General features: G+C 65.3%; 18 protein-coding genes. 10 read left to right on the top strand and 8 right to left on the bottom strand.

Translation table 11 applies throughout. From position 1 onward, the window contains the following. The first annotated feature begins 204 nt into the window (after nucleotides 1-204). Nucleotides 205-954: a peroxiredoxin gene (locus AKN83_RS01915; protein WP_430641484.1), complete on the top strand. Its 750-nt coding sequence runs from the start codon at nucleotides 205-207 to the stop codon at nucleotides 952-954. 99 nt (nucleotides 955-1,053) lie between these two features. Then, a complete protein-coding gene (locus AKN83_RS01920; RefSeq protein WP_172803467.1) occupies nucleotides 1,054-2,400 on the top strand; it encodes a M23 family metallopeptidase in 1,347 nt (448 codons plus the stop codon). A gap of 224 nt (nucleotides 2,401-2,624) precedes the next feature. On the opposite strand, the gene AKN83_RS01925 is transcribed toward AKN83_RS01920, so the two are convergent. Next, the gene (locus AKN83_RS01925) at nucleotides 2,625-3,860 is read right to left on the bottom strand and encodes an ABC transporter substrate-binding protein (protein WP_050400616.1); all 1,236 of its coding nucleotides are present in this window, start codon (nucleotides 3,858-3,860) and stop codon (nucleotides 2,625-2,627) included. 157 nt (nucleotides 3,861-4,017) lie between these two features. Between AKN83_RS01925 and AKN83_RS01930 the strand changes: the two genes are divergently transcribed. Continuing rightward, a complete protein-coding gene (locus AKN83_RS01930) occupies nucleotides 4,018-6,171 on the top strand; it encodes a carbamoyltransferase C-terminal domain-containing protein (RefSeq protein WP_050400617.1) in 2,154 nt (717 codons plus the stop codon). Here AKN83_RS01930 and AKN83_RS01935 read toward each other — a convergent pair. The 5 genes from AKN83_RS01935 to AKN83_RS01955 all read right to left on the bottom strand — a co-directional run bounded on the left by AKN83_RS01935 (nucleotide 6,131) and on the right by AKN83_RS01955 (nucleotide 13,355). Beyond that, nucleotides 6,131-7,066, bottom strand: a complete 936-nt coding sequence (locus AKN83_RS01935) for a DMT family transporter (RefSeq protein WP_050400618.1) — start codon at nucleotides 7,064-7,066, stop codon at nucleotides 6,131-6,133. The two genes, AKN83_RS01930 and AKN83_RS01935, sit on opposite strands and share 41 nt — an antisense overlap. A gap of 84 nt (nucleotides 7,067-7,150) precedes the next feature. Next, nucleotides 7,151-8,020, bottom strand: a complete 870-nt coding sequence (locus tag AKN83_RS01940) for an NAD(P)-dependent oxidoreductase (protein ID WP_063695147.1) — start codon at nucleotides 8,018-8,020, stop codon at nucleotides 7,151-7,153. A gap of 3 nt (nucleotides 8,021-8,023) precedes the next feature. Further along, a protein-coding gene (gene prfB / locus AKN83_RS01945; protein ID WP_157113166.1) for a peptide chain release factor 2 occupies nucleotides 8,024-9,155 on the bottom strand; the annotation gives its coding sequence in 2 pieces (ribosomal slippage) (nucleotides 8,024-9,085 and nucleotides 9,087-9,155; 1,131 coding nt in all). 105 nt (nucleotides 9,156-9,260) lie between these two features. Continuing rightward, a complete protein-coding gene (locus tag AKN83_RS01950; RefSeq protein ID WP_063695148.1) occupies nucleotides 9,261-11,762 on the bottom strand; it encodes a penicillin-binding protein 1A in 2,502 nt (833 codons plus the stop codon). A gap of 267 nt (nucleotides 11,763-12,029) precedes the next feature. Further along, on the bottom strand, nucleotides 12,030-13,355 hold the full coding sequence (locus AKN83_RS01955) for an N-acetylmuramoyl-L-alanine amidase (RefSeq protein WP_050404073.1): 1,326 nt from the start codon (nucleotides 13,353-13,355) through the stop codon (nucleotides 12,030-12,032). 717 nt (nucleotides 13,356-14,072) lie between these two features. Between AKN83_RS01955 and AKN83_RS01960 the strand changes: the two genes are divergently transcribed. Both AKN83_RS01960 and AKN83_RS01965 read left to right on the top strand, forming a co-directional pair. Further along, nucleotides 14,073-17,270, top strand: coding sequence for an Rne/Rng family ribonuclease (locus tag AKN83_RS01960; RefSeq protein WP_063695149.1), 3,198 nt, complete (start codon nucleotides 14,073-14,075; stop codon nucleotides 17,268-17,270). Between the two features lie 106 nt (nucleotides 17,271-17,376). Next, nucleotides 17,377-18,609, top strand: coding sequence for an NAD(P)/FAD-dependent oxidoreductase (locus tag AKN83_RS01965; protein WP_050404072.1), 1,233 nt, complete (start codon nucleotides 17,377-17,379; stop codon nucleotides 18,607-18,609). An 8-nt stretch (nucleotides 18,610-18,617) separates the two neighbouring features. Here the strand turns inward: AKN83_RS01965 and AKN83_RS01970 are convergent, their stop codons facing one another. Both AKN83_RS01970 and AKN83_RS01975 read right to left on the bottom strand, forming a co-directional pair. Then, a complete protein-coding gene (locus tag AKN83_RS01970) occupies nucleotides 18,618-19,952 on the bottom strand; it encodes a dicarboxylate/amino acid:cation symporter (protein ID WP_050404071.1) in 1,335 nt (444 codons plus the stop codon). A gap of 184 nt (nucleotides 19,953-20,136) precedes the next feature. After that, nucleotides 20,137-21,324: a pyridoxal phosphate-dependent aminotransferase gene (locus AKN83_RS01975; RefSeq protein WP_050404070.1), complete on the bottom strand. Its 1,188-nt coding sequence runs from the start codon at nucleotides 21,322-21,324 to the stop codon at nucleotides 20,137-20,139. A 227-nt stretch (nucleotides 21,325-21,551) separates the two neighbouring features. Here AKN83_RS01975 and AKN83_RS01980 point away from each other — a divergent pair, with 227 nt between their 5' ends. From AKN83_RS01980 to accB, 5 genes are all read left to right on the top strand, one after another. After that, entirely contained in the window at nucleotides 21,552-22,958 is a 1,407-nt protein-coding gene (locus AKN83_RS01980; RefSeq protein ID WP_050404069.1) for a M48 family metalloprotease, read from the top strand. A gap of 86 nt (nucleotides 22,959-23,044) precedes the next feature. After that, nucleotides 23,045-23,812: a DsbA family protein gene (locus tag AKN83_RS01985; protein ID WP_050404068.1), complete on the top strand. Its 768-nt coding sequence runs from the start codon at nucleotides 23,045-23,047 to the stop codon at nucleotides 23,810-23,812. Nucleotides 23,813-24,159: 347 nt separating this feature from the next. Further along, nucleotides 24,160-25,011 carry a DUF1236 domain-containing protein gene (locus AKN83_RS01990; protein WP_050404067.1) on the top strand — a complete coding sequence of 284 codons (852 nt, stop codon included), beginning with the start codon at nucleotides 24,160-24,162 and terminating at the stop codon, nucleotides 25,009-25,011. Between the two features lie 348 nt (nucleotides 25,012-25,359). Further along, entirely contained in the window at nucleotides 25,360-25,821 is a 462-nt protein-coding gene (gene aroQ / locus AKN83_RS01995) for a type II 3-dehydroquinate dehydratase (protein ID WP_050404066.1), read from the top strand. A 52-nt stretch (nucleotides 25,822-25,873) separates the two neighbouring features. After that, the gene (accB, locus tag AKN83_RS02000) at nucleotides 25,874-26,380 is read left to right on the top strand and encodes an acetyl-CoA carboxylase biotin carboxyl carrier protein (protein WP_063695150.1); all 507 of its coding nucleotides are present in this window, start codon (nucleotides 25,874-25,876) and stop codon (nucleotides 26,378-26,380) included.

Consider the following 26,380-nt stretch of genomic DNA (forward strand, 5'->3'; position numbering starts at 1 on the left):
CCGCCTATCCTCGCCTAATCATGTTACTCGCCGATGGCCCCAAGAACGGACCAAAAGAACGGACCAAACCAATCAAATCGAAAGCCAATTCAGCAAGCGGACGGGTAACGCATCGAATTCCTTGTCACCATACTCCGTGGCCATCAAACTTGCCCAGCGGCCGATGCGAATCCGGCCGCTGCGAATGAGACCCGCAATACCCCAATGGTTGAGCTTCGGAAAGCGACGAAAGGAAGGCGTATGTCCAAGAAAACGCGCAAGAAATCCTCCAACACAACCGGAAAGCGGGTCGCAACAAAGGTTGCGCGCGCCGCAAGCGCAAGCACTGGGAAGTCCGCGACCAAAACCCGCACAACGGTTGCGAAGAAGGCCGCGGCCAAAGCAGCGAAGACCAAGTCCGTAGCGGGTGTTCAGGAGAAAGCCTTGCACAAGGCTGCATCGAAGCCGTTAAAGCCGAAGGCGGCCGCGACCGTGACCAAGTCGTCATCCGTCACACTCACCGAAGGCGCCCCGGCGCCCGGCTTCGACCTGCCGCGCGACGGCGGAGGCAGCGTTTCGCTGAAGGATTTTGCCGGCAAGAAGCTGGTGCTGTTCTTCTATCCCCGCGCCGACACCCCCGGCTGCACCAGGGAGGCGATCGACTTCACCCGGCTCAAGAGCGAGTTCATCGCAACAGGGGCGGAGGTGGTCGGCATTTCCGCCGATACGGTGAAGGCGCAGGAGTCATTTCGAAACAAACACCAGCTGTCCGTGCCGCTGGTCTCGGATCCTGCCCATCAGATGCTGGAGGCGTATGGTGCCTGGGGCGAAAAATCCATGTATGGCAAGACTTTCATGGGAATTGTTCGCACCACGGTTCTGGTCGATTCCAGCGGAAAAGTCGCCCGCATCTGGCGCCATGTGAAGGTCGACGGCCATGCCGAAGCGGTATTGGAGGCCGCCCGCGCGCTCTGACCGGACGGTTCCGTTTCCTGAAAATTAACCATGACGGGCTCAAATCGGCCTCGCAATTAAGCCGTACGGAGCTTGGTCCGACCGGCCGCGGGAGTGCCGATGTCGAGCCGGTCCGGTCATCACCAGAAACACCATCATCCTCAAGACCATGGCCGGACGCCGGCGCGCCGTCCGGTCGCCCGGCAAACGGCCGCCGTTGCCGCCTCCGGCGAGGGCTATACGTTGGTCCATGCCGGCAAGCAGGTCCGCTTCGGACCTGTAGTGTTCTGGATCGCGGTCGGCACCGTCGTCCTGCTCGGCATGTGGTCGGCGGCGACCGCGACGTACTTCGCGTTCCGTGACGACGTCCTGACCCGGCTGATCGCGCGCCAGGCCGAGATGCAATACGCCTATGAGGACCGCATCTCGGAACTCCGTGCCAAGGTCGACCGCACCACCAGCCGCCAGCTGCTCGACCAGGAACAGTTCGACCAGAAGCTCGACCAGATCATGAAGCGGCAGTCGATGCTGGAATCGCGCGCCACTGCGCTCGGCACCATGCCTGACGTTACGACCACCGGATCGATCAAGCCGCAGGGCCGCGCCGATGCCGCGCCGTCATCCGGCACACCAAAGCCCTCCCCGATCAGCGACACCGTGATCTTCGTGGCGCCGCCGGATCGCGAGGCGCGGCTGGAATCGCGCGCGCCTTTGATCGCCAAGGCGCAGCCGAACCAGTTCGCCAAGGCCCAGGGCGTCGACAACGTTTTGGTCCGTCTGCAGACCTCGCTCGACCAGGTCGAGCGGCGCCAGGTCGCCGCGCTCTCCTCGGTCGAGGACAGCATCGAATCTCGGGTGCGCCGGATGCGCGGCGTGATCTCCGATCTCGGCCTCAACATGGCGCAGCTCGAAGCCGCAACCCCGCGCTCCGGCATGGGCGGCCCCTTCGTGCCGGTGAAGCTCGCGCCCGACGCCGGGGCGTTCGAGCGCCAACTCTACCGCATCAACATCAACCGCGCGCAGATGCAGCGCTTGAACCAGACGCTGGCGCTGGTGCCTTACCGCAAGCCCGTGGTCGGCGAGGTCGAGTTCACCAGCGGCTTCGGCGTGCGCTCCGATCCGTTCCTCGGTCGTCCGGCGATGCACACCGGGCTCGACTTCCGCGCCGCGCAGGGCGATCCGGTGCGCGTCACGGCCAACGGCAAGGTGGTGTCTGCGGGTTGGGCCGGCGGCTACGGCCGCATGGTCGAGGTCGATCACGGCAATGGGCTGTCGACGCGCTACGGCCATCTCTCCGAAATCGGCGTCAAGGTCGGTGAGTACGTCAAGATCGGCCAGGTCATTGGCGCCGTCGGCTCTACCGGCCGCTCCACCGGTCCGCATCTGCACTATGAGACCCGGATCGACGGCGAAGCCGTCGATCCGCAAAAATTCCTCCGCGCCGGCGTCCGGCTCAGCGCGGGCTAGCTCAATCTCACAACGATCGATCTGAACATCGGCGCAAGCGGCCCTGCTTGCGCCGATCGCGTTTGTGGCTCAGCGGCGGCCGCCGATCGTGCGCCAGACGGGCTGCCTCCGCCGAACCGCCGCAAGGTCCGAACGGTCCACCGCCGCTGACCGCGTAGTCGGGTCGTTGCTTCGCAGGGACGACAATGGCGGCTGGCACGAACAATCGCTTGACCGGCGAGTTCCTACCGCGTCGCATCGTGCCCGACCTCGCCGGTGATGACGTCGCCGAACAACTCCCACGCCACGCCGTTGAATCGCATCAATTGCATTTGCTCGATCGGGTAGTAGTCGTCGGGCGAGGTGTTGACCATGATACCGGGCAGCATCAGGTCGGAGTGAAAGTTCTTCAGGCTGGCGGCCTGCTTCATGACGTTCTCGCGCGTGAGATTGTCGCCGCATTGCTTGAGCACCTGCACCATCGCCTCCGCCTGGACATAGCCATAGACGTTGTTGAAATTGGCCTTGTCCCCCTCGGGATAGTATTTATCCATGAAGCCGCGCCACTTCACGACCGCGGGGTCCTTGTCCCAGGTTGGGTCGGTCGGATCCTTCAGGTACTGGGTCGAGATGATGCCCTTGGCATATTCGAGCCCCGCCGGCTTCAGCACCGAGGCGACCGTGGTCGCGGTGTTGGCGAGGAAGAACTTCGGCTTCCAGCCGAGCTCGCCGACTTTGCGGATCGCCTGCGCCGATCCCTTCGGCGCCGCCCAGGAGAAGAAGATGTCGGCGCCGGAATCGTGCAGCGCGACGATCTGCGAATCGATCGAGGGATCGGAGACCTCGTAGGATTTGTCGGCGATGATCATGCCCGCCTTGTCGCCGAGCCCGTCCTTCAGGCCCTTGAACTGATCCTTGCCGGCGTCGTCATTCTGCCAGAACACCGCGATCTTGCTGTCGGGGAATTTGTCGCGAATGTATTTCGCATAGATCCGCCCCTCGCTCTGATAGTTGGGCTGAAAGCCCATCGTCCAGGGAAAGTTCTTGGGGTCGCCGAATTTGGTGCCGCCGGAGGCGACGAACAATTGCGGCACCTTCTTGGCATTCATGTATTTCATGATTGCCGAATTCGACGGTGTGCCGAGCGCCTGGAAGATCAAGAGCACCTCGTCGCTCTCGACCAGCTTGCGCGCCTGCTCGATCGCCTTCGGCGGCGAATAGGCGTCGTCGTAGCTGATGAAGTTGATCTTGCGGCCATTGATGCCGCCCTGCTCGTTGATCATCCTGAAGAACGCGGCTTCGGTCTTGCCGATCACGCCGTAGGACGACGCCGGGCCACTATACGGCATGATGTTGCCGATCTTGATTTCGGTATCGGTCGCGCCCGGATCGTACTTCTTCTGTGCGGTGGCCGAGGTCGTGATCAATGCGGCACTTGCGAAGGCCACGATTGCGCCAATATATCCAGAACGAGCCGGCATCGTTTTCTCCCGATTTTTTTCGTGGTTTTGACGACAAGTCTCGCAAGAGACGCATGTGCTGGCAAGCGCTGGGATTTTCCGTTGGGCGAAACGGCATTGTTGCCTGGCGCTGTTTATGATTGAAGGTCGACTGGGGATCACGAGTCGAGGCGTCTGATTGCGTAAACCGGACATTCGTACCGGTCCACGGCATCCGCGTATTGCGGCCGCGGGCTATGAGATCACGCGCCGCCTCAGCGAGTCCGCGTTGGCGAAGCGTGGCCTGCACAAGGTCAATGGTGAGTTCGCACAACGCACGATCGCCTCGATCCGCGAAAAGCTGCAGCGCGGCGAGACCGTCTACATCGCCGGCCTCGCCTGCCCCGGCACCCACAACACCGGCGTTGCACTGGTCGAGGTCACCCAGAACGACGGACCGCGCCTGATCGTCAACAACGAGGAAGAGCGCTTTTCCGGCAAAAAGCACACCAACGAATTTCCGCAACACGCGCTCGACGACATGCGCAAGGTGCTGCAACGGATGGGCCGCGACATCGGCGACATCGCGGCCTTCGTCACCACGTGGGATTATCCAGCGCTGCTGCCGATGCTGATCCGTACTTCGCTCGAGGAAGCGCCGGCCAGCATCAAATTGCTGCGCGCGCCGATCGCGCCGGCGATCAACCTGCGACAGATGGACCAGGTGCGGCGCATCGCGCGCAGGCTCGGCAATATCTACGGGCTCGGCGAACAGCTGCCGCTGATCTGCATGCCGCATCACGACAATCACGCCTGGTACTCGTTCACCGCATCGCCGTTCGCCGACCTACGCGAGCGCGTCGCGATCGCGGTGCTCGACGGCACCGGCGACGTCGGCTCGATCTCGCTCTATGTCGCCGAGAACGGCGAGATGAAGCGGCTCTATTGCAATGAGAGCCTGTTCGATTCGCTCGGCGCCTTCTACACCGTGATCTCGTCGAGCCAGGGCGGCTGGACCTGGCTCTCCAGCGAGGGCCGCTACATGGGCGCCGCCGCCTGGGGCGACATGAACCGCGCCACCAATCCCTATTATCAGCGCCTGAAGGCGGTATTGCAGCTCGGGCCCAATGGCAGCGTGCAGCTCAATCGCGCGATGGCCAATTGGTACGCCGACCCCGCCGACGCCCCCTATCATCAGCCGCTGATCGACATTCTCGGCCCGCCGTTGCGGCCCGACCAGCTGTGGAATCCCGACGCCGTGCTGCGCGTCGAGGATATCAATCACCGCCCCGACACCAAGGACAGAGTCGACAAGGCCGCCGCCACGCAAATGGTGTTCGAGGATGCGATGATCCACGTCATCGATCACCTCTTGCGCATCACCGGTACTGACCGTTTGGTGCTGACCGGCGGCGTGGCGCTGAACGCGCTCGGCAACATGCGGCTACTCGAGCACTTTGACGAAGCGTGGTTCGAACGCGTGCAGCAGCGCAAGACGCGGCTGCATATGTGGGTGCCGCCGGTGCCCGGCGATCCCGGCGTGCCGATCGGCGCGGCCTGGCTGTTCGCGCATCTGGCGGGCGCGGCGCGCGGCGCGCCGCTGTCGCACGCCTTCTATTGCGGCCTGCCGCCCTCGAACGCCGACATCACCGCGGCGCTCGCCGCCGACGACATCGCCTCGACCGTGATCGGCAATGTCGCGACATCGGAGGGACGCGACGCGGTCGCCGACCTGATGGCCAGCATGGTGGCGCAAGGCGGCGTGATCGCGATCTATCAGGGCGCCGCCGAAACCGGTCCGCGTGCGCTCGGCCATCGCTCGATCCTCGCCAATCCCTGCGACCCCGAGGTCCGCGAGCGGCTCAACGAACGCGTCAAATATCGCGAGGCGATCCGGCCGCTGGCGCCGATGGCGACCTTGCGGGCCGCGCGCGACTATTTCGATCTTGAGGACGGCGCATCCGACGCCGACTACAACGCCTACAACTACATGGTGCTCACGGCGCATTCGAAGCCGGAGGCGCGGGCGAAGATTCCCGCCGTCGTCCACGCCGACGGCACCGGCCGCATCCAGATCGTGCGCGAGGCCGACGATCCCCTCACCTACGCCTATCTGAAGGCGCTCGGCCGCCATATCGGCGTCGAGATGTCGGTCAACACGTCGTTCAACGTCGCAGGGCCGATCGCGCAGACGCCGATGCAGGCGATGGACACGCTGCGGCGCTCCAGGGGGCTCGATGCCGTGGTGCTGGTCGCCGACGACGGCACCACGTATGCCGCCTGGCATGGCGGCGAGCGCGACAGCGGCCACTTCAGCGGATGGTACGCGGCGTGGAAGCAGGCGCGCGGCTGAACCAGCTCAAGACACGGCCGTCGATCAGCAGCAGGGCGCTCGCGATCACGAGCGCGCCGATCACCTCGCGCGGCGCCACCGGCTCGCCAAGAATGAAGAAGCCGAGCAGCATCGCGGTGACCGGAAGCAGCAGCGTCACCAGCATCACATTGGTCGCGCCGGAGCGCTGCAGGATCTGAAAGAACACGATGTAGGCCAGCGCCGTCGACAGCGCCGCGAGCCCGAGCACGGCGAGCCACGTGGTCGGATGCGGCATCGCGAGCTGCCAGGGCCGTTCGGTGACACCGGCGACGACCGCCATCATCACACTGGAGGCCATCATCTGGAACGTCGCCGTTCCGAGCGGCGGTACGCGCTGTGGCAGTCGCCGCCCGACCAGCGCTGCGATGCCGTAGCTCAAGGCGCCGGCGAGGCAGAGCAGGATGCCGATGCCCTGCCGGCTCTCGAAGCCGAGCGCATCACCATGCAGGATCGCAACCCCGATCAGTCCGACCACCACGCCCGCCACGCGGCGCATTTGCAGCCGCTCCTCGCCAGCCACAGCCATCACGACCACTGCAAACAGCGGCGTCGTCGCATTCAGGATCGAGGCCAGCCCGCTCGGAATGTAAGTCTGGCCGAACACGATCAGCGAGAACGGCAGCGCGTTGTTGAACAGCCCCATCGCGGCGAACGGCGCCCAGCCGGACAGGCCGCGCGGGAATTCGATCTTCCGGGCCCGCAGCAGCGGCAGCAGGATGAGCGCGCCCAGCACGACCCGCAGCAGCACCAGGGTCAGCGGCGGCAATTCGCGCAGGATCACGCCGTTGAAGAAGAACGAGCCGCCCCACAGCACCGACAGAAAGAGAAGCAGCCCCCAGTCGCGGCGATCAATCTTGTTGTCGGCGGAAGGCATGGCGGGCACTCATCTGCGAAGGCGCAGATGCCTAACCGGGTGTGGTGGCGGTGGCCACCCGATTTCCATGAATGGCAGCTCTGCCTATTTCGGCCGCGACACGATCTCGATCATCTGTCCCTCGTCGCCATCGGGCGCGTGGGCCTTGGCCTTGTCGTAGGCGGCGAGCGCAGCGCGGCTCACGGGCACACCGGGCAGCAGCGTCTCGGCGAGCCGCACCGCGTAGTCGGCATCCTTGTGGCGCAGCGCCGCCGTGAATGACGCCCCGGAGAAGTTTCGCTCGATCATCCGCTTGGAGTGGCGGATCACCTGCGGGCTTGCGATCGCGCCGGTCCCCAGCGCCTCGGCCACCAGTTTCATGTCGAGGCCGGCCTGCTCGGCGATCGCAACGCCCTCGGCGAGGCTTGCAATCTGCACCGCGCCGATCAGATTGTTGATCAGCTTGAACACTGTCCCGGCGCCGACCGCGCCGAAATGACGGATCGTGCTGCCGATCGGCGCGAGGAACGGCTGCGCCCGTTCGAGATCGGCCGGATCAGCGCCCACCAACAGCGTCAGCTTGCCGGCAGCCGCCGCCTCCGGCAGTCCGGTGACGGGGCAATCGATGTAGATCAGCCCACGGCTCTGCAGCTCGCGCGCCATGTCGAGCGTGTGCTGGTACGAGACCGTGGAGCACTCGATCGCGAGCGTCCCGGCCTTCATGGTGGCGGCGGCGCCGTCCCTGGTCAGCCAGACCGCGCGCGATGCCTCGTCGTCGGCAACCATGGTCACGACGGCATCGGCATCGATCGCGGCATCCTCCGGCGAGGTCGCCCACAGGGCGCCGCGCGCGATCAGATCGTCGGCCTTTGCCTTGCTCCGGTTCCACACTGCGACGGTGAAGCCGGCATCGAGATAACGGCCGGCCATGCCGTGGCCCATGCGTCCCAATCCGATGAAGGCGACGCGCGGCATGGCCTAATCCACATCCTCGACGGAGCCGGGCCCAGTGCCGAAAGCACGCTGCGCCAGCGTCGCCGCCATGAATTCATCGAGATCGCCATCGAGCACACCCGAGGTGTCGGAGGTCTGCACGCCGGTGCGCAAATCCTTCACCATCTGGTAGGGCTGCAAGACGTAGGAGCGGATCTGGTGACCCCAGCCGATATCGGTCTTGGCAGCCTGATCGGCAGCGGCCTGCTCCTCGCGCTTTTTCAGCTCGATCTCGTAAAGCCGCGCGCGCAGCATGTCCCAGGCCTGCGCCCGGTTCTTGTGCTGGGAGCGGCCGGCTTGACAGACCACTGCGATGCCGGTCGGGATGTGCGTCAGGCGCACCGCCGACTCGGTCTTGTTGACGTGCTGACCGCCGGCGCCGCCCGACCGCATCGTGTCGGTGCGAACGTCCGACTCCTTGATCTCGATCTTGATCGAGTCGTCGATGACCGGGAAAATCTGCACCGACGAGAACGAGGTGTGCCGCCGTGCATTGGAATCGAACGGCGAGATGCGCACCAGGCGATGCACGCCGGCCTCGGTCTTCAGCCAGCCATAGGCGTTGTGGCCGGAGATCTGGATGGTCGCGGATTTGATGCCGGCCTCTTCACCCTGGGACTCCTCGAGGAACTCGATCTTGAAGCCGTGCTTCTCCGCCCAGCGCGTGTACATGCGCAGCAGCATCTGCGCCCAGTCCTGGCTTTCGGTGCCGCCGGCGCCGGCATGGACTTCAAGATAGGAATCGAACTTGTCGGCCTCGCCCGAAAGCAACGCTTCCAGCTCGCGCCGGGCAACCTCCTTCTTGAGGTCCTTCAGCGCCTTCTCGGCTTCGGCGACCACGGCCGCATCGTTCTCGGCCTCGCCGAGCTCGATCATGCCGATATTGTCCTCGAGCTCGCGCTCGACCTTGCCGATGCCCGACAGCGCGTCCTCCAGCGAGGTGCGCTCCTGCATCAGCCGCTGGGCCTTCTGGGGATCGTTCCAGAGATTGGGGTCTTCAGCGAGCTTGTTCAGCTCAGCGAGGCGTGCCGTCGATTGTTCGACGTCAAAGATGCCTCCTCAGCAGCCCGACTGACTGCTTGATCTCTTCAACAAGGCGTTCGATTTCCGCGCGCATGATCTTTCAGGTGTTGGCGAAACAGTTCCGGGGATGTAGCGACCGGCGCGGCAAAGCGCAATCGGCTTGGCTGGGGCTATACCGCCGATTCGGACATAGAGACGGCTAATACAGCCCCCCGGTTCCCGGCCGCATGAAGAAGCCGCCATCGGACTGGCCACCGCTCTGCGACGGCTGCGGGCCGGGCGCTGGGCCGCGGCCATCGGCATCGGCGACGCCGATCACCGAGTAGTTCTCCGGCGGCGCGGTGCCCGGCTTGAAGGCCTCGAGGATGGTGTTGCCGCCATCGCCCGGTCCGGCGCGCATGCCGGTCTTGGCGTCGACGCGGATCAGCTTGATGCCGGCCGGAACCTTGAATGGCGTCGGCGGCTTGTCGGCGAGTGCAAGCTTGAGGAAGTCGCGGGCGATTGGCGCCGCGACGTGTCCGCCGGTGGCCGTGCGGCCGAGATTGCGCGGCTTGTCGTAGCCCATATAGACGCCGACCGCGAGATCCGGCGAGAAGCCGACGAACCAGACGTCCTTCTCGTCATTGGTGGTGCCGGTCTTGCCGGCGATCGGCTTGCCGACCTCCTTCACGACGGTCGCAGTGCCGCGCTGGACCACGCCTTCCATCATCTCGGTGATCTGGTAGGCGGTCATCGGATCGAGCACCTGCTCGCGGCGGTCGACGAGTTGCGGCTCCGGCTGGTTCTTCCAGCCCCCCGGCGCATCGCAGCCGCGGCATTCGCGGGTATCGTGCTTGAAGATGGTGTGGCCGTAGCGGTCCTGGATGCGATCGATCAAGGTCGGCTTCACCCGGCGGCCGCCATTGGCGAACATCGAATACGCCGTGATCATGCGCATCACGGTGGTTTCACCGGCACCCAGCGCATAGGACAGATAGTTCGGTAATTCGTCATAGACGCCGAAGCGTTTTGCATACTCGCCGACCAAGGGCATGCCGATGTCCTGCGCGAGCCGCACCGTCACTGTGTTGAGCGAGCGCTGCAACGCGTTGCGCAGCGTGGTCGGGCCGTAATACTTGCCGGTCGAATAATTCTCGGGACGCCACACGCCGGCGCCCTGCCCCTGATCGATCTCGATCGGCGCGTCGATCACGGTGGTCGACGGCGTATAGCCATTGTCCAGCGCCGACGAGTACACGATCGGCTTGAACGACGAGCCGGGCTGCCGATAGGCCTGCGTCGCGCGGTTGAACTGGCTTTGGTCGAACGAGAACCCGCCGACCATCGCAAGCACGCGGCCGGTCCACGGATCCATCGCCACCATCGCGCCGGAAACCTCAGGCAATTGCCGCAGTCGATATTGGCCCTCGACCGCAGTGCCTTCCTTGGTCACCAGCGGGTCGGCATAGATCACGTCGCCGGGCTGCAGCACCTGCGAGACCGCCGTCGGCGCCTTGCCCTTGGTCTTGGCCCAGCGCACGCCGTCCATCGTGATGATGCCGGTCTGCCGCTCCTTGCTGACCGCGCCGCCGAGCTCGCGGCCCGGCTGGAAGCCGATCCGCGCCGACTGATCGCTGGTCTCCAGCACCACCGCCATCCGCCACGGCGAGATGTCGGAGAGCGATTTGACGTCGGCAAGCTTGACGCCCCAATCGCCGGAAATGTCGAGCTTGTGGACAGGACCGCGCCAGCCCTGCGCTTCGTCGTAATTCACGAGACCCGCGACCATGGTCTTGCGCGCCATCACCTGGATCTTGGGATCCAGCGTGGTGCGGACCGACAGGCCGCCCTCGTACAGCTTCTTCTCGCCGTAGCGCTCGAAGATGTCGCGGCGGACTTCCTCGGCGAAATATTCGCCGGCGAAGATATGAGCGCCGTTGGAGCGGTTGGTGACGTTGAGCGGATCCTTGCGTGCCTTGTCGGCGTCGGCCTGCTTGATCCAGCCGTTCTCCAGCAGGCGGTCGATCACATAGTTGCGGCGCTCGATCGCGCGGTCACGGTTGCGGACCGGATGCAGCGCGGCCGGCGCCTTCGGCAGAGAAGCGAGATAGGACGCTTCCGCGATCGTCAGCTCGTTGACCGACTTGTCGAAGTAGACCAGCGACGCGGCCGCGATGCCGTAAGCACCGAGCCCGAGATAGATTTCGTTCAGATAGAGCTCGAGGATGCGGTCCTTGGAATAGGCGCGCTCGATGCGCATTGCCAGCAAGGCTTCCTTGATCTTGCGCGCGAACGAGACTTCGTTGGTCAGCAGGAAGTTCTTGGCGACCTGCTGGGTGATGGTCGAGGCACCCTGCGGGCGGCGGTTGGAGCCGTAGTTCTGGGCATAGAGGATCGCGGCGCGCGCCATGCCCTGATAGTCGATGCCGCCATGCTCGTAGAAATTCTTGTCTTCGGCGGCGAGGAACGCGTTGATCACGAGTTTCGGCACCGCCTGGATCGGCAGATAGAGCCGTCGCTCCTTGGAGTACTCGCCGAGCAGCGCGCCGTCGGCGGCGTGAACGCGGGTCATCACCGGCGGCTCATAATCCTGCAGCTGCGAGTAGTCGGGCAGATCCTTGGAGAAATGCCAGATGGCGCCGGCGACGGCGGCGACACCGACCAGGAACACCACGGTTCCGGCGGCGAACAAGAAACCCATGAACCGCACGAGCAGGCGCATTATCGACGTTCCGTTCCTACCCTCGGGCGCCTAATGGTTCGAAGCGCCTGTCCAAAAGTGCGAAAGCCTCACAGAGCACGCCTCCACAGCGAGGCTTCCAACAAACGAAGTTTTGACCCAGCGAGCCGCCTTGCGCAGGCGAACAAACAAAAGACACCGGACAATATGGTCGATTCTGCGGACCTGCGGTCCTTTAGTCTATAGCGTTGCCGCTGTGGCCAAACTAGGGCTTCCGGGCAACGGCCCCGGCTTTTCAGACGGCCAGTTTCACTTTGCCGGTCCAGCAGTTGCCAGCCGTTTGGCGAAGAACGTGTCGATCGCCTGGACCATCGATCCGACGGCCTTGTTCCGCCAGTTCTCGGAGACCAGATGCTCGAGGTCGCCTTTGTTGGAGACGTAGCCGATCTCGACCAGAACGGACGGCACGTCGGGCGCCTTCAGCACCCGGAAGCCGGCCGATTTCAGCGGATGCTTGTGCATCCGCACCGTGGTCTTCATCTCGTCCATCAAGAGACGGGCGAAGCGGTTGGAGAACGTCTTGGTTTCGCGCTGCGCGAGGTCGATCAGGATGTCGGCGACCTCGGTCGGCTCGTCGGTCAGGTTCACGCCGGCGATCGCGTCGGCCTTGTTTTCCGTTTCCGCCAGCCGCTCGGCTTCGGCGTCGGAAGCCTTGTCCGAGACGGTGTAGATCGTGGCGCCCTGGGCATCGCCCTCGCGGCGCGGCAGGGCATCGGCGTGGATCGAGACGAACAACGCCGCGGATTGCGAGCGGGCGATCTTCACCCGGTCGTTGAGCGGGATGAAGGTGTCGTCCGACCGGGTCATCACCACCCGATATTTGCCCGACTTCTCGATCCGGTCGCGCAAGGCAAGACCGAAGCCCAGCACCAGGTTCTTCTCGGTCTGGTCGCCGGACTGGGTGCCGTTATCGATGCCGCCGTGACCGGGATCGATCACGATCAGGGGACGCGGGTCGGTGGTCGTAACCGGCGGCAATGCCGCCGTGGTGACGGCGGGGATGCTTGCCGTATTGCCTTCGGAGATCGCGGGCTTCAATTCGGGCCGGCTTTCCGGCGCCAGCGACTGCACGAAGCTGGTGCGATCGACCTGCTCGAAATCCAGCACCAATCGGGGGGGCTGGCCGTTGGCGGCATCGAGCACATAGGAATTGGCGACCTTCACCGGGCCGGTCATGTCGAACACGATCCGGGAGCCGCCGGGCATCACGAGGCCGTAGCGGAACGCCTTCACCAATCCCCGCGCCGCCGAGCCGGTGCCGGCGGCGAGTTGGAAATTGACCTGCGGGATGTCGACCACAACGCGGTAAGGGTCGGCCAACGGGAAGGCCCGAAACGCGATCTTGCGGTCGAGATCGAGGATGAATCGGGTCTGCTTGTCGTCGCCAGCGAGCCTGGCGCCTGATGCGACCGGGAAATCTGGAGCGCTGGCGGTGGAGGCACTTGCAGCCGGCGCCGCCTGCCCATCCTGCGGTCCCTCGGCCGCGCTCGGGGCGCTGGCCACCGGAATCGCCAATGCTGCAGCGCACAACAGCCCGCATCCCAGGAAAACAAGGTGTTTTGCGCGGTTCTCCACCCGATTCGGAGCCTCCCAGCTGCTTCTTACCGCATTAGAACCACACGGTTAATCGCAGGCTAATGACGCGGCGGCGAAAAGAACCGAGTGTTGCGGCGGCGTGACGCTTCCCTTGCACGCGGCGGGCAATCCACGTATGTACGGGGTGCTGACGGCTAGTACTCCCGGTTGTGTCGCGTTCAGCCTCCCGGTGCAGCGGTGGAACCTTCCAAGTTGAAGATCCCGCCGTGTTTTTCCGGTCCCTCCCCAGCCAGCGCCGCGCGCGGCTGACACGGAGAGGCGGATTCAAGCCCGAGCGGCGTCCGGTCCCAGACACACTCCCTCGCCAGAGGGGCGGTTTGAGACACGGCGTAACCGATTATCCGGCCCCCTGGTGGATTCCTTGGGGCCTCGATATGCGATGGCCGGCAGGCGCTTCGGCGCCAGGCGGGGCCTTCAGCAAAAGATACGGCGGTCAATTTCGCCGCCAACATGTTTAGACGGGCCGACGCTTAATGCGCCAGACTGCATTGCCGACCAGGATCCCCCGAATGATCGCGCTGACGCGAGGTGAAAACCTCGCCCGTCGCATCATCCCGGTGGGTTCCCGTCCGGCGCTGCGCCGCGAGACGCGTTTTGGCCTTCCCCTCACCCCCGAATCAGGTGGACCGTCGCGTCACCGGGCGGCGCAGTTTGCGCGCGCCATGATCCGCGCCCGCCGCCGTCAAGAGTTCCAAAATGCCCAACAAGATGTTGATCGATGCCACCCACCCGGAAGAGACCCGGGTCGTCGTGGTCCGTGGCAATCGCGTCGAAGAGTTTGATTTCGAGACCGCCCAGCGCAAACAACTGCGCGGCAACATTTACCTCGCCAAGGTTACGCGCGTAGAGCCGTCGCTGCAGGCTGCCTTCATCGAGTATGGCGGCAACCGGCACGGCTTCCTGGCCTTCAGCGAAATCCATCCCGACTATTACCAGATCCCGGTCGCCGACCGTCAGGCGCTGATCGAGGCCGACGAGCGCGCCCATCGCGAGGCCGAGGAAGAGCACGAGAACCGCGGCCATCGCCGCCGGTCGCGCCATCGCAATGCCCGCCGCCGCGGCCATGGCGAGCGGGTCCAGAGCGAGGTGATCGAGGGTGCCGTCGACGCGCAGGCGCAGCCCGTTGCCGAGGCTCACGAGCATCCCGTCGATGCCGAGCATCACGAACATGATGCCGGGCATCACGAGCATGGCGTCGCCGCCTACGAGGGTCACGAGCATGAGGCGCATGATCATGCGCATCACGACGACCATGAGCATCACCACGATCACGAGCACCATGACCATGGTCACGACGATCATGGCCACGATGATCACGATCATGATCGTCACGACCATGATCATGCGCACGATCACGACCACGCCCCGGTCACGAGCGAGGCGCCGGCAGCCGACGCGCCGTCCGATCCCGTCGTCGCGGTGGTCGAAGCCTCCGTTGCGTCGGCCGCGCCGGAGACCGTTGAGGCCTCCGAGGTCAATCGTGAGCCCGAGCGGGCGCATGAAGAACAAGTCGAGGAAAACGCCGCCCATGCCGACGACGCGCCGTATATGGCCGCCGACGACGTTCTCGCCGCGGCCGATGAGCATGGCGTCGCAGAATACGCGGCGCTCGCGGACGTCTCCGCACCCGAGGCCGTGCATGGCGACGAGGCCGGCGAAGACGACGACGAGGATGACGGCGAGGAAGAGGATGTCGTCGAGTCCGTCGGCGGCGACGACGTGCTCGAGGAGGTTCCGGAGCGCGCGTTCCGCCCCCGTCGCCAGTACAAGATCCAGGAAGTGATCAAGCGCCGGCAGGTCATGCTGGTGCAGGTCGTCAAGGAAGAGCGCGGCAACAAGGGCGCCGCGCTGACCACCTATCTCTCGCTCGCCGGCCGCTATGCCGTGCTGATGCCCAACACCGCGCGCGGCGGCGGCATCAGCCGCAAGATCACCTCCGCCCAGGACCGCTCGCGGCTGAAGGAAGTGGTGCAGGACCTCGACGTGCCCGAGGGCATGGGGATCATCCTGCGCACCGCCGGCGCCTCCCGCAGCAAGCCGGAGATCAAGCGCGACTTCGAATACCTGATCCGGATGTGGGAAACGGTGCGCGACCTGACGCTGAAGTCACAGGCGCCGACCCTGGTCTACGAGGAAGGCTCGCTGATCAAGCGCTCGCTGCGAGACCTCTACAACAAGGAGATCGACGAGATTCAGGTGGCGGGCGAAGCCGGCTACCGCGAAGCGCGCGACTTCATGAAGATGCTGATGCCGGCCAATGTGCGCGCGGTGAAGCAATATCGCGACGGCCAGCCGCTGTTCTCGCGCATGGGCGTCGAAAGCCAGCTCGACGCGATGTTCTCGCCGACAGTGCAACTCCGCTCCGGCGGCTACATCGTGATCAACCAGACCGAGGCGCTGGTCTCGATCGACGTCAACTCCGGTCGCGCGACGCGCGAGCACCATATCGAGGACACCGCGCTCAAGACCAATCTGGAAGCCGCGGAAGAAGTCGCGCGTCAATTGCGTCTGCGTGACCTCGCGGGCCTGATCGTCATCGACTTCATCGACATGGACGAGAAGCGCAACAACCGCGCGGTCGAGCGCAAGCTGTCCGACTGCCTGCGCCAGGACCGTGCCCGGATCCAGGTCGGCCGCATCTCGCATTTCGGCCTGCTGGAAATGTCGCGCCAGCGCATCCGCGCCAGCGTGCTGGAGAGCTCGACGGAGCCCTGCCCGCAATGCGGCGGCAGCGGCCACGTCCGCTCGGTCTCGTCGGTGGCGCTGCAGCTGCTGCGCGGCATCGAGGAGATCCTGATGAAGGGCGCGACCCACAATCTGGTGGTCCGCACCCGCACCGACGTCGCGCTCTACGTGCTCAACCACAAGCGCGGCCATCTGCGCGACCTCGAGGACTCCTTCCGCGTCTCGCTGTCGATCGTGGCCGACGCCACGGTGCACGGCCAGCAATCCTACGTCATCGATCGCGGCGAGCAGGTGCATACGCTCGAAGCCGCCAAGGCGTTGCTGGCCGCGCAGGCCGCCGCAGCTCCGGCGCAGGCCGAAGAGGCCGATGACGAGGAAGAGCTGTTCGAATACGAGGCCGAGATCGAGACCGACGAGACCGAAGGCCTCGCCGACGACCGGGCGACCGGCGAGGAATCAGGTGCCGCCGAGAGCGAAGGCGACGGCCAGCGCCGCAAGCGCCGCCGCCGGCGTCGCGGCCGTGGTGGCGCCAATGAGCCGCGTGACGGCGCTCAGCAGCCGCGCGAGGACGGCGATCTGATGCATGTCCTGCCCGAGGGCACCGAGGCGGTTGCCGTGGGCGAAGCGGAAGGCGATGAGGACGAAGGCGACGAAGCGCAGGGCGCAGGGCGTGACGATCAGGCCGCCAACGGCGATCGCCGCCCGCGGCGTCGCGGACGTCGTGGCGGCCGCCGCCGTCGCGGCAGTGGCGGACCGGACGACGGTCTCGCCGGATCGATCTCCGACGAGTTGAGCCCGGCGGCAGCGCCCGAGGCGGCCGATGCGGTCGCCGATTTCGACAGCCATGACACCGAGCCGGCTCCCTCGCTCGCGCAGCCGGAATTGGTCTCGCCGCCGGACTGGCAGCCGGTCGAGACCGCGCCTGTCGCATCCGTTGCAGCACCTGCGCCGGAGGCACCGCGCGCAGCCGCCGACGACACGGCCGCCGAAAGCGACCGCGCGCAGCGGCGCCGCTCGACGGTGCGTGAAAAGGTCAGCTTCGGATCGAGCCCGCAGCCCGAGGCAGCGGCACCCGCTCTGGTCCAGAGCCCCGCAGAAGAAGCAGCTCCTGCGCCCGAGCCCGCCGCAGCGGAGCCGGCGCCAGCCGCCGCGGCCGAGGCGCCGGCCCGCAAGGGCTGGTGGTCGCGCCGGTTCGGCGGCGGCAACTAGCACCACCCGCAAGTCAAAACGCCCGGTTCACGCCGGGCGTTTTTATTGGACAGGCCATCCGTTCGTCAGACACCGGCGTGGCGGAGCCTGACGGAGACGGATCCCGATGCAAAGCGCGATCGTTCTTGGCGGCGGCATGGTTGGCGTCAGCACGGCGCTGCACCTGCAACGCCGCGGCTGGTCGGTGACGCTCGTCGACCGCAAGGAGCCTGGCCGCGAGACCAGCTACGGCAATGCCGGCATCATTCAGAGCGAGGCGGTGCGGCCCTATCCGATGCCCCGCGATCCGGCTGTCCTCGCCAGGATCGCGATGGGGCGCACCAACGACGTGCGCTATCGCCTGGCCTCGCTGCCGCAGCACGCCGGTCCACTGCTGCGCTACTGGTGGAACTCGACGCCCGAACGGCATCGCGAAGCCACCATCGCCTGGGCGCGCCTGATCGCCTATGCCACCGCGGAGCACGACACGCTGATCCGCGATGCCCATGCCGACAATCTGATCCGCCGCGCCGGCTATCGCCTCCTGCATCGCGACCCGGCGGCGCTGGCGCAGGCGATCGCGGTCGCCGAAGAGAACCAGCGCGACTTCGGCGTGACGTTTCGCGTGCTCGATGGCCGCGAACTCGCCAAGGCGGAGCCGTTGCTGCGCGACGACCTGCCCGGCGCCATTCACTGGCTCGGGCCCTGGACCGTGTCGGACCCCGGCGGTCTCGTCTCGGCCTATGCCGGACTGTTCGAGCGTCTGGGCGGGACGCTGCTACGCGGCGACGCGCAGACATTGGCGGAGACCGCCACCGGCTGGTCGGTCGAGACGACCGGCGGCCGGATCGATGCCGCCCATGTCGTCGTCACGCTCGGGCCGTGGTCACCACAATTGTTGCGCAAGTTCGGCTACCGGATCCCGCTGGTACGCAAGCGCGGCTACCACATGCACTACCAGGGCGGCCGCTCGCTCGACCTGCCGCTGGTCGACACCGCGAATGGCTATGCGATGGCGCCGATGGCCAAGGGGATCCGCATCACGACCGGCGCGGAGCTGACCAGCCCCGATGCTCCGGCGACGCCGATCCAGCTTGGCTATGCCGAGACGGCGGCGCGCGAACTGATCGAGATCGGCAGCCGGGTCGAGCCCGAGCCGTGGTTCGGCACCCGCCCCTGCACCACCGACATGCTGCCGGTGCTCGGGCCCGCGCCGCGACATCGCGGGCTATGGGTGAATTTCGGTCACGGTCATCAGGGCTTCACGCTCGGCCCCGCGACGGCGCGGGTGCTGGCCGAAACGATGAACGGCGAGGCATCCTCCGTGGACACCTCGCCGTATCGGTTGGACCGGTTCTGACGTCGAGCTTAGTCCGTCGTCAGCGCGGTCTCCATGTCGGTCGGGTCGATCTGCCGGGAAAGATTGGCATTGAGCTTGTCGCGATCGAGCTCGCCCTCCCACCAGGCGACGATCACGCAGGCGACGCCATTGCCGCACAGATTGGTCAGCGCGCGGCACTCGCTCATGAACTTGTCGATGCCGAGCACGATCGCCATGCCCGGCACCAGCCGCGGATCGACCACGGCAAGCGTTGCCGCCAGCGTGATGAAGCCCGCGCCGGTGATGCCGGAGGCGCCCTTCGAGGTCAGCATCGCCACCACCAGGATCGTGAGCTGCTGGCTGAACGAAAGGTCGTAGCCCAGCGCCTGCGCGATGAACAATGTCGCCAGCGTCATGTAGATGTTGGTGCCGTCGAGGTTGAACGAATAGCCCGTGGGCACCACGAGGCCGACTACGGATTTGGAGCAGCCGAGACGTTCGAGCTTTTCCATCAATGACGGCAGCGCGCTCTCGGAGGACGAGGTGCCGAGCACGATCAGCAGCTCGTCCTTGATGTAGGCCAGGAACCTGAAGATCGAGAACCCGGCGATCCGCGCGATGATGCCGAGCACGACGAGCACGAACAGCGCGGCGGTCAGATAGAACGTCGCAATCAGCCCCATCAGATTGAGGATCGCGCCGGTGCCGAACTTGCCGATGGTGAAGGCCATCGCGCCGAACGCACCGATCGGCGCCGCCCGCATCACGATCGAGATGACGCCAAACACCGCGTGCGCGGCATCGTCGATGAACGAGCGGATAGTGTGGCCGCGCTCGCCGAGGCCCATGATCGCAAAGCCGAACAGCACCGAGAACAGCAGCACCTGCAGGATCTCGCCCTGCGCGAACGCGCCGACCACGGTGTCCGGGATGATGTGCAGCACGAAGTCGACGCTCTTCTGCGCCTCCGCCTGCTTGGCATAGCCGGCAACCGCCTGCGCGTTCGCCGCCGCGCCGCCGAAGCCCGCGCCCGGCTTCACGATGTTGCCGACCAGCAAGCCGATCACCAGCGCGAAGGTCGAGACGATCTCGAAATAGACCAGCGCCTTGACGCCGATCCTGCCGACCTTCTTGGCATCTTGTATATGCGCGATGCCGGAGACCACGGTGCAGAAGATGATCGGCGCGATCACCATCTTGATCAGCTTGATGAAGCCGTCGCCGAGCGCCTTGATCCACTCGTTGGTGGCAAGCGACGGCCAGAACGCGCCAACCAGCGCGCCGAGCACGATCGCGATCAGAACCTGCACATAGAGAATCTTGTACCACGGCTTGCTGCCGGCAGGCGCCGGTGAAGCCGTGGCAACGGTTGCCGTTGCCATGTGTCACTCCCCCTCAGAAATGGCGGAAATAGCCAAGATCAACTTGGCCGTTCGAGTCAAACCGGAACTGTTGGCGCCTGCCGCTTATCCGCGACGATCTGCCGCGCACCGCGCAGCCGAAAACACGGCGCCAGATGCGAAATCGATCAGTCTGACAAGACGGAAGGCTGTCGAACTTCGCGGGCTATTTAAGCCAATGCGCGATCCGCGCAACCGCTTCCTGCATCTCCGCCGCCGAACGCGCATAGGAAAATCGGATGAAGGCGCGGCCGTGGATCGGATCGAAATCGACGCCGGGGGTCGCCGCGACATGCGCCTTCTCGAGCATCTCACTGGCGAAGGCGAAGCTGTCCGAGGTGAAGTCGGAAACGTCGGTATAGAGATAGAACGCGCCGTCGGCCGGCAGGAACTTGGTCAACCCGGCCTTGGGAAGGCCTTCGATCAGGATGCGGCGGTTCTCCTGATAGCCGCGCTTGATCGCTTCCATCTCCTCGCGGCCCTCGAAGGCCGCTTCGGCGGCGATCTGCGACAGGGTCGGCACCGAGATCGACAGGTTCTGCTGCAGCCGCTCGATCGGCCGCGCCAGCACCTCGGGCACCACCATCCAGCCGACGCGCCAGCCGGTCATGCAGAAGTACTTCGAGAACGAGTTGATGACGAGCGCGTTCGGCGACAGCTCTGCCGCCGTCACCGCAGGAAACGCGTAGTCGAGGCCATGATAGATCTCGTCGGAGATGAAGCGGATGCCCGCGCTGTCGGCGGCGGCCATCAGGCTCGACAGCGCCTCGCGCGACATCATCGTGCCGGTCGGATTCGCGGGGCTGCCGACCAAAACGCCCTTCAGCGGCGCCTTGCTATGGGCGGCCAGCAGCGCCTCCCCGGTCAGCGCATGGCGGGTGTCGCCGGAGGTCTCGATCAGCACGGGCTCGCAGCCGAGCGCGGTCAGGATGTGCCGGTACGGCGGGTAGCCGGGCACGGTGACGGCGACCCGGTCGCCCGGCTCGAACATCGCAAGAAACGCCAGGATGAAGCCACCCGACGAGCCGGTGGTGACGATGATGCGCTCCGGATCGATCGCGCAGCGATACGTGTCGCGGTAATGCCGGGCGATGCGCGCGCGCAGGCTGGGAATGCCGAGCGCGGAAGTGTAGTCGATTCGCCCGCCGGCCAGCGCGGCCTGCGCGGCCGCGATCGCCGGCTTCGGCGCACCCTCGGCGGGCTGCCCCACCTCCATGTGGATGACGTGGCCGCCCGCGGCCTCGATTCGCGCCGCGGCGGCCATCACGTCCATCACCATGAACGGTGGAACGTCGCTCCGGCCGGACGCTGTCAACAGGCTGTTCAGGCGGTCTCTCGGTGTCGATTCACGCATGGATTTCTGCTATTGCACGGCCGCTGCCGAATTCGGGTTCCCGTTACCGGCTACCGCCCCAGACTGGCCGCATTCGGTGGCTCCTTATAACGCTTTCAGGCCAAGTGCATACCCGGTTCGCGTGAAGAAGAACTGCAAAAACAACAGACTGTGCCACGCGCCTGATCCGGTCGGGTCGGGAACCGGACCTTGCCGCGGCGCGGCCAGCCATCGCCGATAGATCGCCCATGCTGCTCCGCCTCACGCTGCGCACCAAGACCTCCAAGCTGACCGCATTATTGACCGCGGCTGCGCTCGCCGTCGGTCCCATCGTCCCTGCGCGGGCCCAGCAGAAGGGTCCGCCGGTGCTGCGCGACACCGAGTCCGAGCAGCTGCTGCGCGAATACACGCGGCCGATCCTGCGCGCCGCGGGTCTCGAGAAGCAGAACATCCAGATCGTGATCATCAACGACGGCTCGTTCAACGCCTTCGTCGCCGACGGCCGCCGCATCTTCGTCAATTACGGCGCGCTGCTGCAATCGGAGACGCCGAACCAGATCATCGGCGTGCTGGCGCATGAGACCGGCCATCTGGCCGGCGGCCATCTCGCCAAGATGCGCGAGCAACTGGCGCAGGCGCAGACCCAGATGATCATTGCGATGCTGCTCGGCGTCGGTGCGCTGGCCGCAGGCGCTGCGGGCGGCGGCGTTGGCAACGGCCTCTCCAGCGCAGGAGCCGCCGCGATCTCGGCACCGCAGTCGGTCATTCAGCGCACGCTGCTGTCCTACCAGCGCCAGCAGGAGGAGAACGCCGACCGCGCCGGCGTCAAGTTCCTGAACGCGACCGGGCAGTCCGCCAAGGGCATGTACGAGACGTTCAAGCGCTTCACCGACGAGAGCCTGTTCGCCGCGCGCGGTGCCGACCCCTACCTGCAATCGCACCCGATGCCGGTCGATCGTGTCTCGGCGCTGGCGGAGATGGCGCGGTCGAGCCCCTATTGGGACAAGAAGGACGATCCGGCGCTGCAGCTGCGTCACGACATGATGCGCGCCAAGATCTCGGGCTTCATGGAGCGGCAGGACACGGTCTACCGCCGCTATCCACTGTCCAACACCAGCCTGCCGGCGCGCTATGCGCGCGCGATCACCACCTATCTGCACGGCGACCTGCGTTCAGCGATCGCGCAGATCGACGGCCTGATCCAGGTCCAGCCCAACAATCCCTATTTCTATGAATTGCGCGGCCAGGCGCTGCTCGAAGGCGGCCGGCCCGCCGAGGCCATCGCGCCGCTGCGCCGCGCGGTGCAGCTCTCAAACAGCTCCCCGCTGATCGAGATGCTGCTGGGTCAAGCCCTGGTCGCCTCCGACAACAAGGCCTACACCGACGATGCGATCAGCATGCTGCGCGCCGCCGTGGCGCGCGAGCCGGAGGCGCCGCTCGGCTATACCCAGCTCGCGATGGCCTACGGCCGCAAGGGCGACTATGCCCAGGCCGACCTTGCTTCGGCCCAGGCCGCCTATCTGCGGGGCGACAACAAGACCGCCCGCGAACTTGCCTCGCGCGCCAAGACGCGGTTCGCGATCGGTACGCCCGGCTGGGTCAAAGCTGACGACATTGTGAGCGCCAAGCCGATGCCGGGTCAGAAAAACAACTAGAAATAAACCGTAGTTCCATACAACGATCACCGAAACCGGCCCGCGGCCCTGCCGTATTTCGGGCCACCTCGAACAAGGATTTTGTCATGCCAGCGCTTCGTTTTCTCGCCCCTGCCTTGCTCGCGCTCGGCATTTGCGCCACGCCGTTGACTGCGTCCGCGCAGAGCTTCAACGACACCCAGCGCGGCGACATCGAGACCATCGTGCGCAACTACCTGATCGCGCATCCCGAGGTGCTCGAAGAGGCCATGAACGAGCTCAGCAAGCGGCAGGCCGCCGCCGAAGCCGAGAAGCATGAGCAGAGCGTCGCAAAGAACGCCGACACGATCTTCAACTCGCCGCGTGGCGTCATGATCGGCAACAAGGACGGCGACGTCACCTTCGTCGAGTTCTTCGATTACAATTGCGGCTACTGCAAGCGCGCGATGTCCGACATGCTCGACCTGATGAAGTCGGATCCGAAGCTCAAGGTCGTGCTGAAGGAATTCCCGGTGCTGAGCCAGGGCTCGGTCGAGGCGGCGCAAGTCGCGGTCGCCGTGCGCATGCAGGATCCGACCGGCAAGAAGTATCTCGAGTTTCACCAGAAACTGCTGGGCGGCCGCGGCGCCGCCGACAAGGCGCGCGCGCTGGCGGTCGCCAAGGACGTCGGTCTCGACATGACCAAGCTCGAGAAGGACATGGCAAGCCCCGAGGTCAAGGCGACCATCGAGGAGAACTTCCGCCTCGCAGAATCCATGGGCATGAACGGCACGCCGAGCTACGTGATCGGCAAGCAGGTCGTGATCGGAGCGGTCGGCGTCGACGGCCTCAAGGAGAAGATCGGGATTGCCCGCTGCGGCAAGGCGACCTGCTGATCGTTGCTTCGACACAGCTCGTTCACCCGACAAGATCCGGCTGCCTCTGGCAGCCGGATTTTTTATTGGCGGCATCGAACCTGCTCCATGCCGGCCGCAAGAGGCCTCGCCAACAGTGAAAGCCGCGCGCATGCCTTCGCCTCGCAACGCGCGACGACGGTCCCAATAGCAACGGCCAGCTCGATCTTGCGAGCATGGAGTTCGACTGGGCCCGCGGTTGAAGCGCAGATTGTTCATCGCGCATTCACACAAGAAACAAACCGCAGGGAACCGCAATTCAACAGGAACATCGCACATCCTCTCCCGTTGTCGGCGCGGGCAATGCTGAACTACGAGGAGGAATTACGATGTCTAAACGCTTTCTGATTTCGGTCGCTGCGGCGGCCCTGATCGCCGGCACCGGCTTCGCGAATGCACAGGGCGCCGGCGGCGCCAACAGGGAATCCGGGGCCGGCGGCGGTGCGACCATGCAGCACTCTGCACCGTCCGGTGGTGCATCGTCCGGCACGATGCAGCACGAATCGGGCGGCATGAAGGGTTCCGAGCATTCCACGACGGGTCAGTCCCCGAGCGCGAAGGGCGCCGAGTCCGAGAAGTCGGGAACGGCCACCAAGGGCGCGGAGGACAGCACCCAGAAGTCGAAGGGCATGAGCTCGGAGAACGAGGCCACCAAGGGCTCACGCGAGAGCTCGAAGGAGATGAAGGCGGAGGGCCGCGACAAGAGCGGTACCATGAAGGCCGAGGAGCGCGACAAGAGCGGCAAGATGAACGCGGAGAGCCGTGAGGGCCGCGAGCGCAACAACGCCGCGGAAAATCGCGACAAGAGCGGCGCCACCACCAACCAGAACGCTCAGACCAAGAGCCCGACCGACACCAATCGCGCGCAGACCAACGACACAAGCCGCACGCAGACCACGACCGGCAACGCTGCGACGTCGGCTACCGCGGCTCCGCCGGCCGAGAAGCGCACCCAGATCTCGACCGCAATTAAGTCGGAGCACGTCACCGAAGCCACCAACGTGAACTTCAACGTGGCGGTCGGCACCCGAGTCCCGGCTGACGTTCACTTCTATCCGCTGCCGGAGCGGGTGGTGTCGATCTATCCGCAGTGGCGCGGCTACGAGTTCATCCTGGTCCATGGCCGCTACGTGATCGTGCAGCCGGAGACCCATGAGATCGTCTACATCATCGAGGGCTAACCCGGCCTCAGGCGCGAGGGTGCCGCCACGGGTCCTCGCCCATTCGCAACCCCGCCCCATTGGGGCGGGGTTTTGCGTTCGGCCACGGCCCCAGACGGCAGTGGATGGCTGCGCAGCGCGCTCCATGAGGCTACATTCCGCAGGATTTGGTTAATCAGCAATTTCCGCAGGTTACGGCAAGTACCTGACAGCCTGGGAGAAGTTGTTGGACACGTTCCGATTCCACCTAAAGACTTCCCCTGCGGCCGGTTGTTACCTATAACCCGGCCCACTTCACCCCTTGTCGGAACCCTTATCGGGACCATTGGCCGGAACCTCTGGCAGGAAATTTTGGCAGGAAATTTTGGAATGGCTGCTGCCGGAACGATCTATGTGCTGAACGGCCCGAACCTCAACCTGCTGGGGACGCGCGAGCCGGAGACGTACGGCCATGCCACCCTCGCCGACGTCGAGAAGCTGTGCGCGGACACTGCGCGCCAGTTCGGGCTGACCGCCGACTGCCGACAGTCCAACCGCGAGGGCGAACTGATCGACTTCATCCATGAGGCCCACGCCAAGAAAGCGGTCGGCATCGTCATCAACGCCGGCGGCTACTCCCATACCTCGATCGCGCTGCATGACGCGCTGGTCGCAGTCAAGATTCCCGCCGTCGAGGTCCATGTCAGCAACATCCACGCCCGCGAGAGCTTCCGGGACCACTCGTTCACTGCTAAAGCCGCCTTCGCGTCACTTTGCGGCTTCGGGATCGACGGCTACCGGCTTGCGATCATCGGCCTCGCCACCAGAATCGGTGCGAAGGCAAAGACTTAATCGTCAATCCTGACGTTCCCCGTCACCAGACAGAGATTTCGGATCAAACAACATGGCGCGCCAGCCAGACGACAAATCAGCCGCAAAGTCCAAGAACGACACCAAGAGCGACGACAGCGTCCTCATTCGCGAGCTCGCGCTGCTGCTTGCCGAGACCAACCTCACCGAGATCGAGATCGAGCGCGCCGGCCTGCGCGTCCGGGTCGCACGCAACATCAGCATCGCCGCATCGGTGCCCACTGCCGCCGTGCATGCGGTCGCTGCGCCGGCCGCCGTGGCGGTTCCGGCTGCTGCCGCTGCTGCCGCCACCGACCTCGCAAAACACCCGGGCGCCGTGCCCTCGCCGATGGTCGGTACCGCCTATTGGGCGCCGGAGCCCGGCGCCAAGCCGTTCATTGAAGTCGGCACCAGAGTGACGGCCGGCCAGACACTTCTGATCATCGAGGCGATGAAGACGATGAACCAGATCCCGTCGCCGCGCGCGGGCACCGTGACGCAGATCCTCGTCGAGGACGGCCAGCCGGTCGAATTCGGCGAACCGCTCGTGATCATTGAATAG

The organism is Bradyrhizobium embrapense (assembly GCF_001189235.2).
In the GTDB taxonomy this organism is placed as follows: Bacteria; Pseudomonadota; Alphaproteobacteria; order Rhizobiales; family Xanthobacteraceae; genus Bradyrhizobium; species Bradyrhizobium embrapense.

Bases quoted from the DNA above. Each gene is read 5' to 3' on its own strand.
- AKN83_RS01935 (WP_050400618.1), bottom strand. From the start codon at position 7,066: ATGCCTTCCGCCGACAACAAGATTGATCGCCGCGACTGGGGGCTGCTT.
- AKN83_RS01960 (WP_063695149.1), top strand. From the start codon at position 14,073: ATGCCCAACAAGATGTTGATCGATGCCACCCACCCGGAAGAGACCCGG.
- accB (WP_063695150.1), top strand. From the start codon at position 25,874: ATGGCGCGCCAGCCAGACGACAAATCAGCCGCAAAGTCCAAGAACGAC.
- AKN83_RS01975 (WP_050404070.1), bottom strand. From the start codon at position 21,324: ATGCGTGAATCGACACCGAGAGACCGCCTGAACAGCCTGTTGACAGCG.
- AKN83_RS01970 (WP_050404071.1), bottom strand. From the start codon at position 19,952: ATGGCAACGGCAACCGTTGCCACGGCTTCACCGGCGCCTGCCGGCAGC.
- AKN83_RS01940 (WP_063695147.1), bottom strand. From the start codon at position 8,020: ATGCCGCGCGTCGCCTTCATCGGATTGGGACGCATGGGCCACGGCATG.
- aroQ (WP_050404066.1), top strand. From the start codon at position 25,360: ATGGCTGCTGCCGGAACGATCTATGTGCTGAACGGCCCGAACCTCAAC.
- AKN83_RS01985 (WP_050404068.1), top strand. From the start codon at position 23,045: ATGCCAGCGCTTCGTTTTCTCGCCCCTGCCTTGCTCGCGCTCGGCATT.
- AKN83_RS01925 (WP_050400616.1), bottom strand. From the start codon at position 3,860: ATGCCGGCTCGTTCTGGATATATTGGCGCAATCGTGGCCTTCGCAAGT.
- AKN83_RS01990 (WP_050404067.1), top strand. From the start codon at position 24,160: ATGTCTAAACGCTTTCTGATTTCGGTCGCTGCGGCGGCCCTGATCGCC.
- AKN83_RS01920 (WP_172803467.1), top strand. From the start codon at position 1,054: ATGTCGAGCCGGTCCGGTCATCACCAGAAACACCATCATCCTCAAGAC.
- AKN83_RS01915 (WP_430641484.1), top strand. From the start codon at position 205: ATGGTTGAGCTTCGGAAAGCGACGAAAGGAAGGCGTATGTCCAAGAAA.
- AKN83_RS01965 (WP_050404072.1), top strand. From the start codon at position 17,377: ATGCAAAGCGCGATCGTTCTTGGCGGCGGCATGGTTGGCGTCAGCACG.
- AKN83_RS01980 (WP_050404069.1), top strand. From the start codon at position 21,552: ATGCTGCTCCGCCTCACGCTGCGCACCAAGACCTCCAAGCTGACCGCA.
- AKN83_RS01950 (WP_063695148.1), bottom strand. From the start codon at position 11,762: ATGCGCCTGCTCGTGCGGTTCATGGGTTTCTTGTTCGCCGCCGGAACC.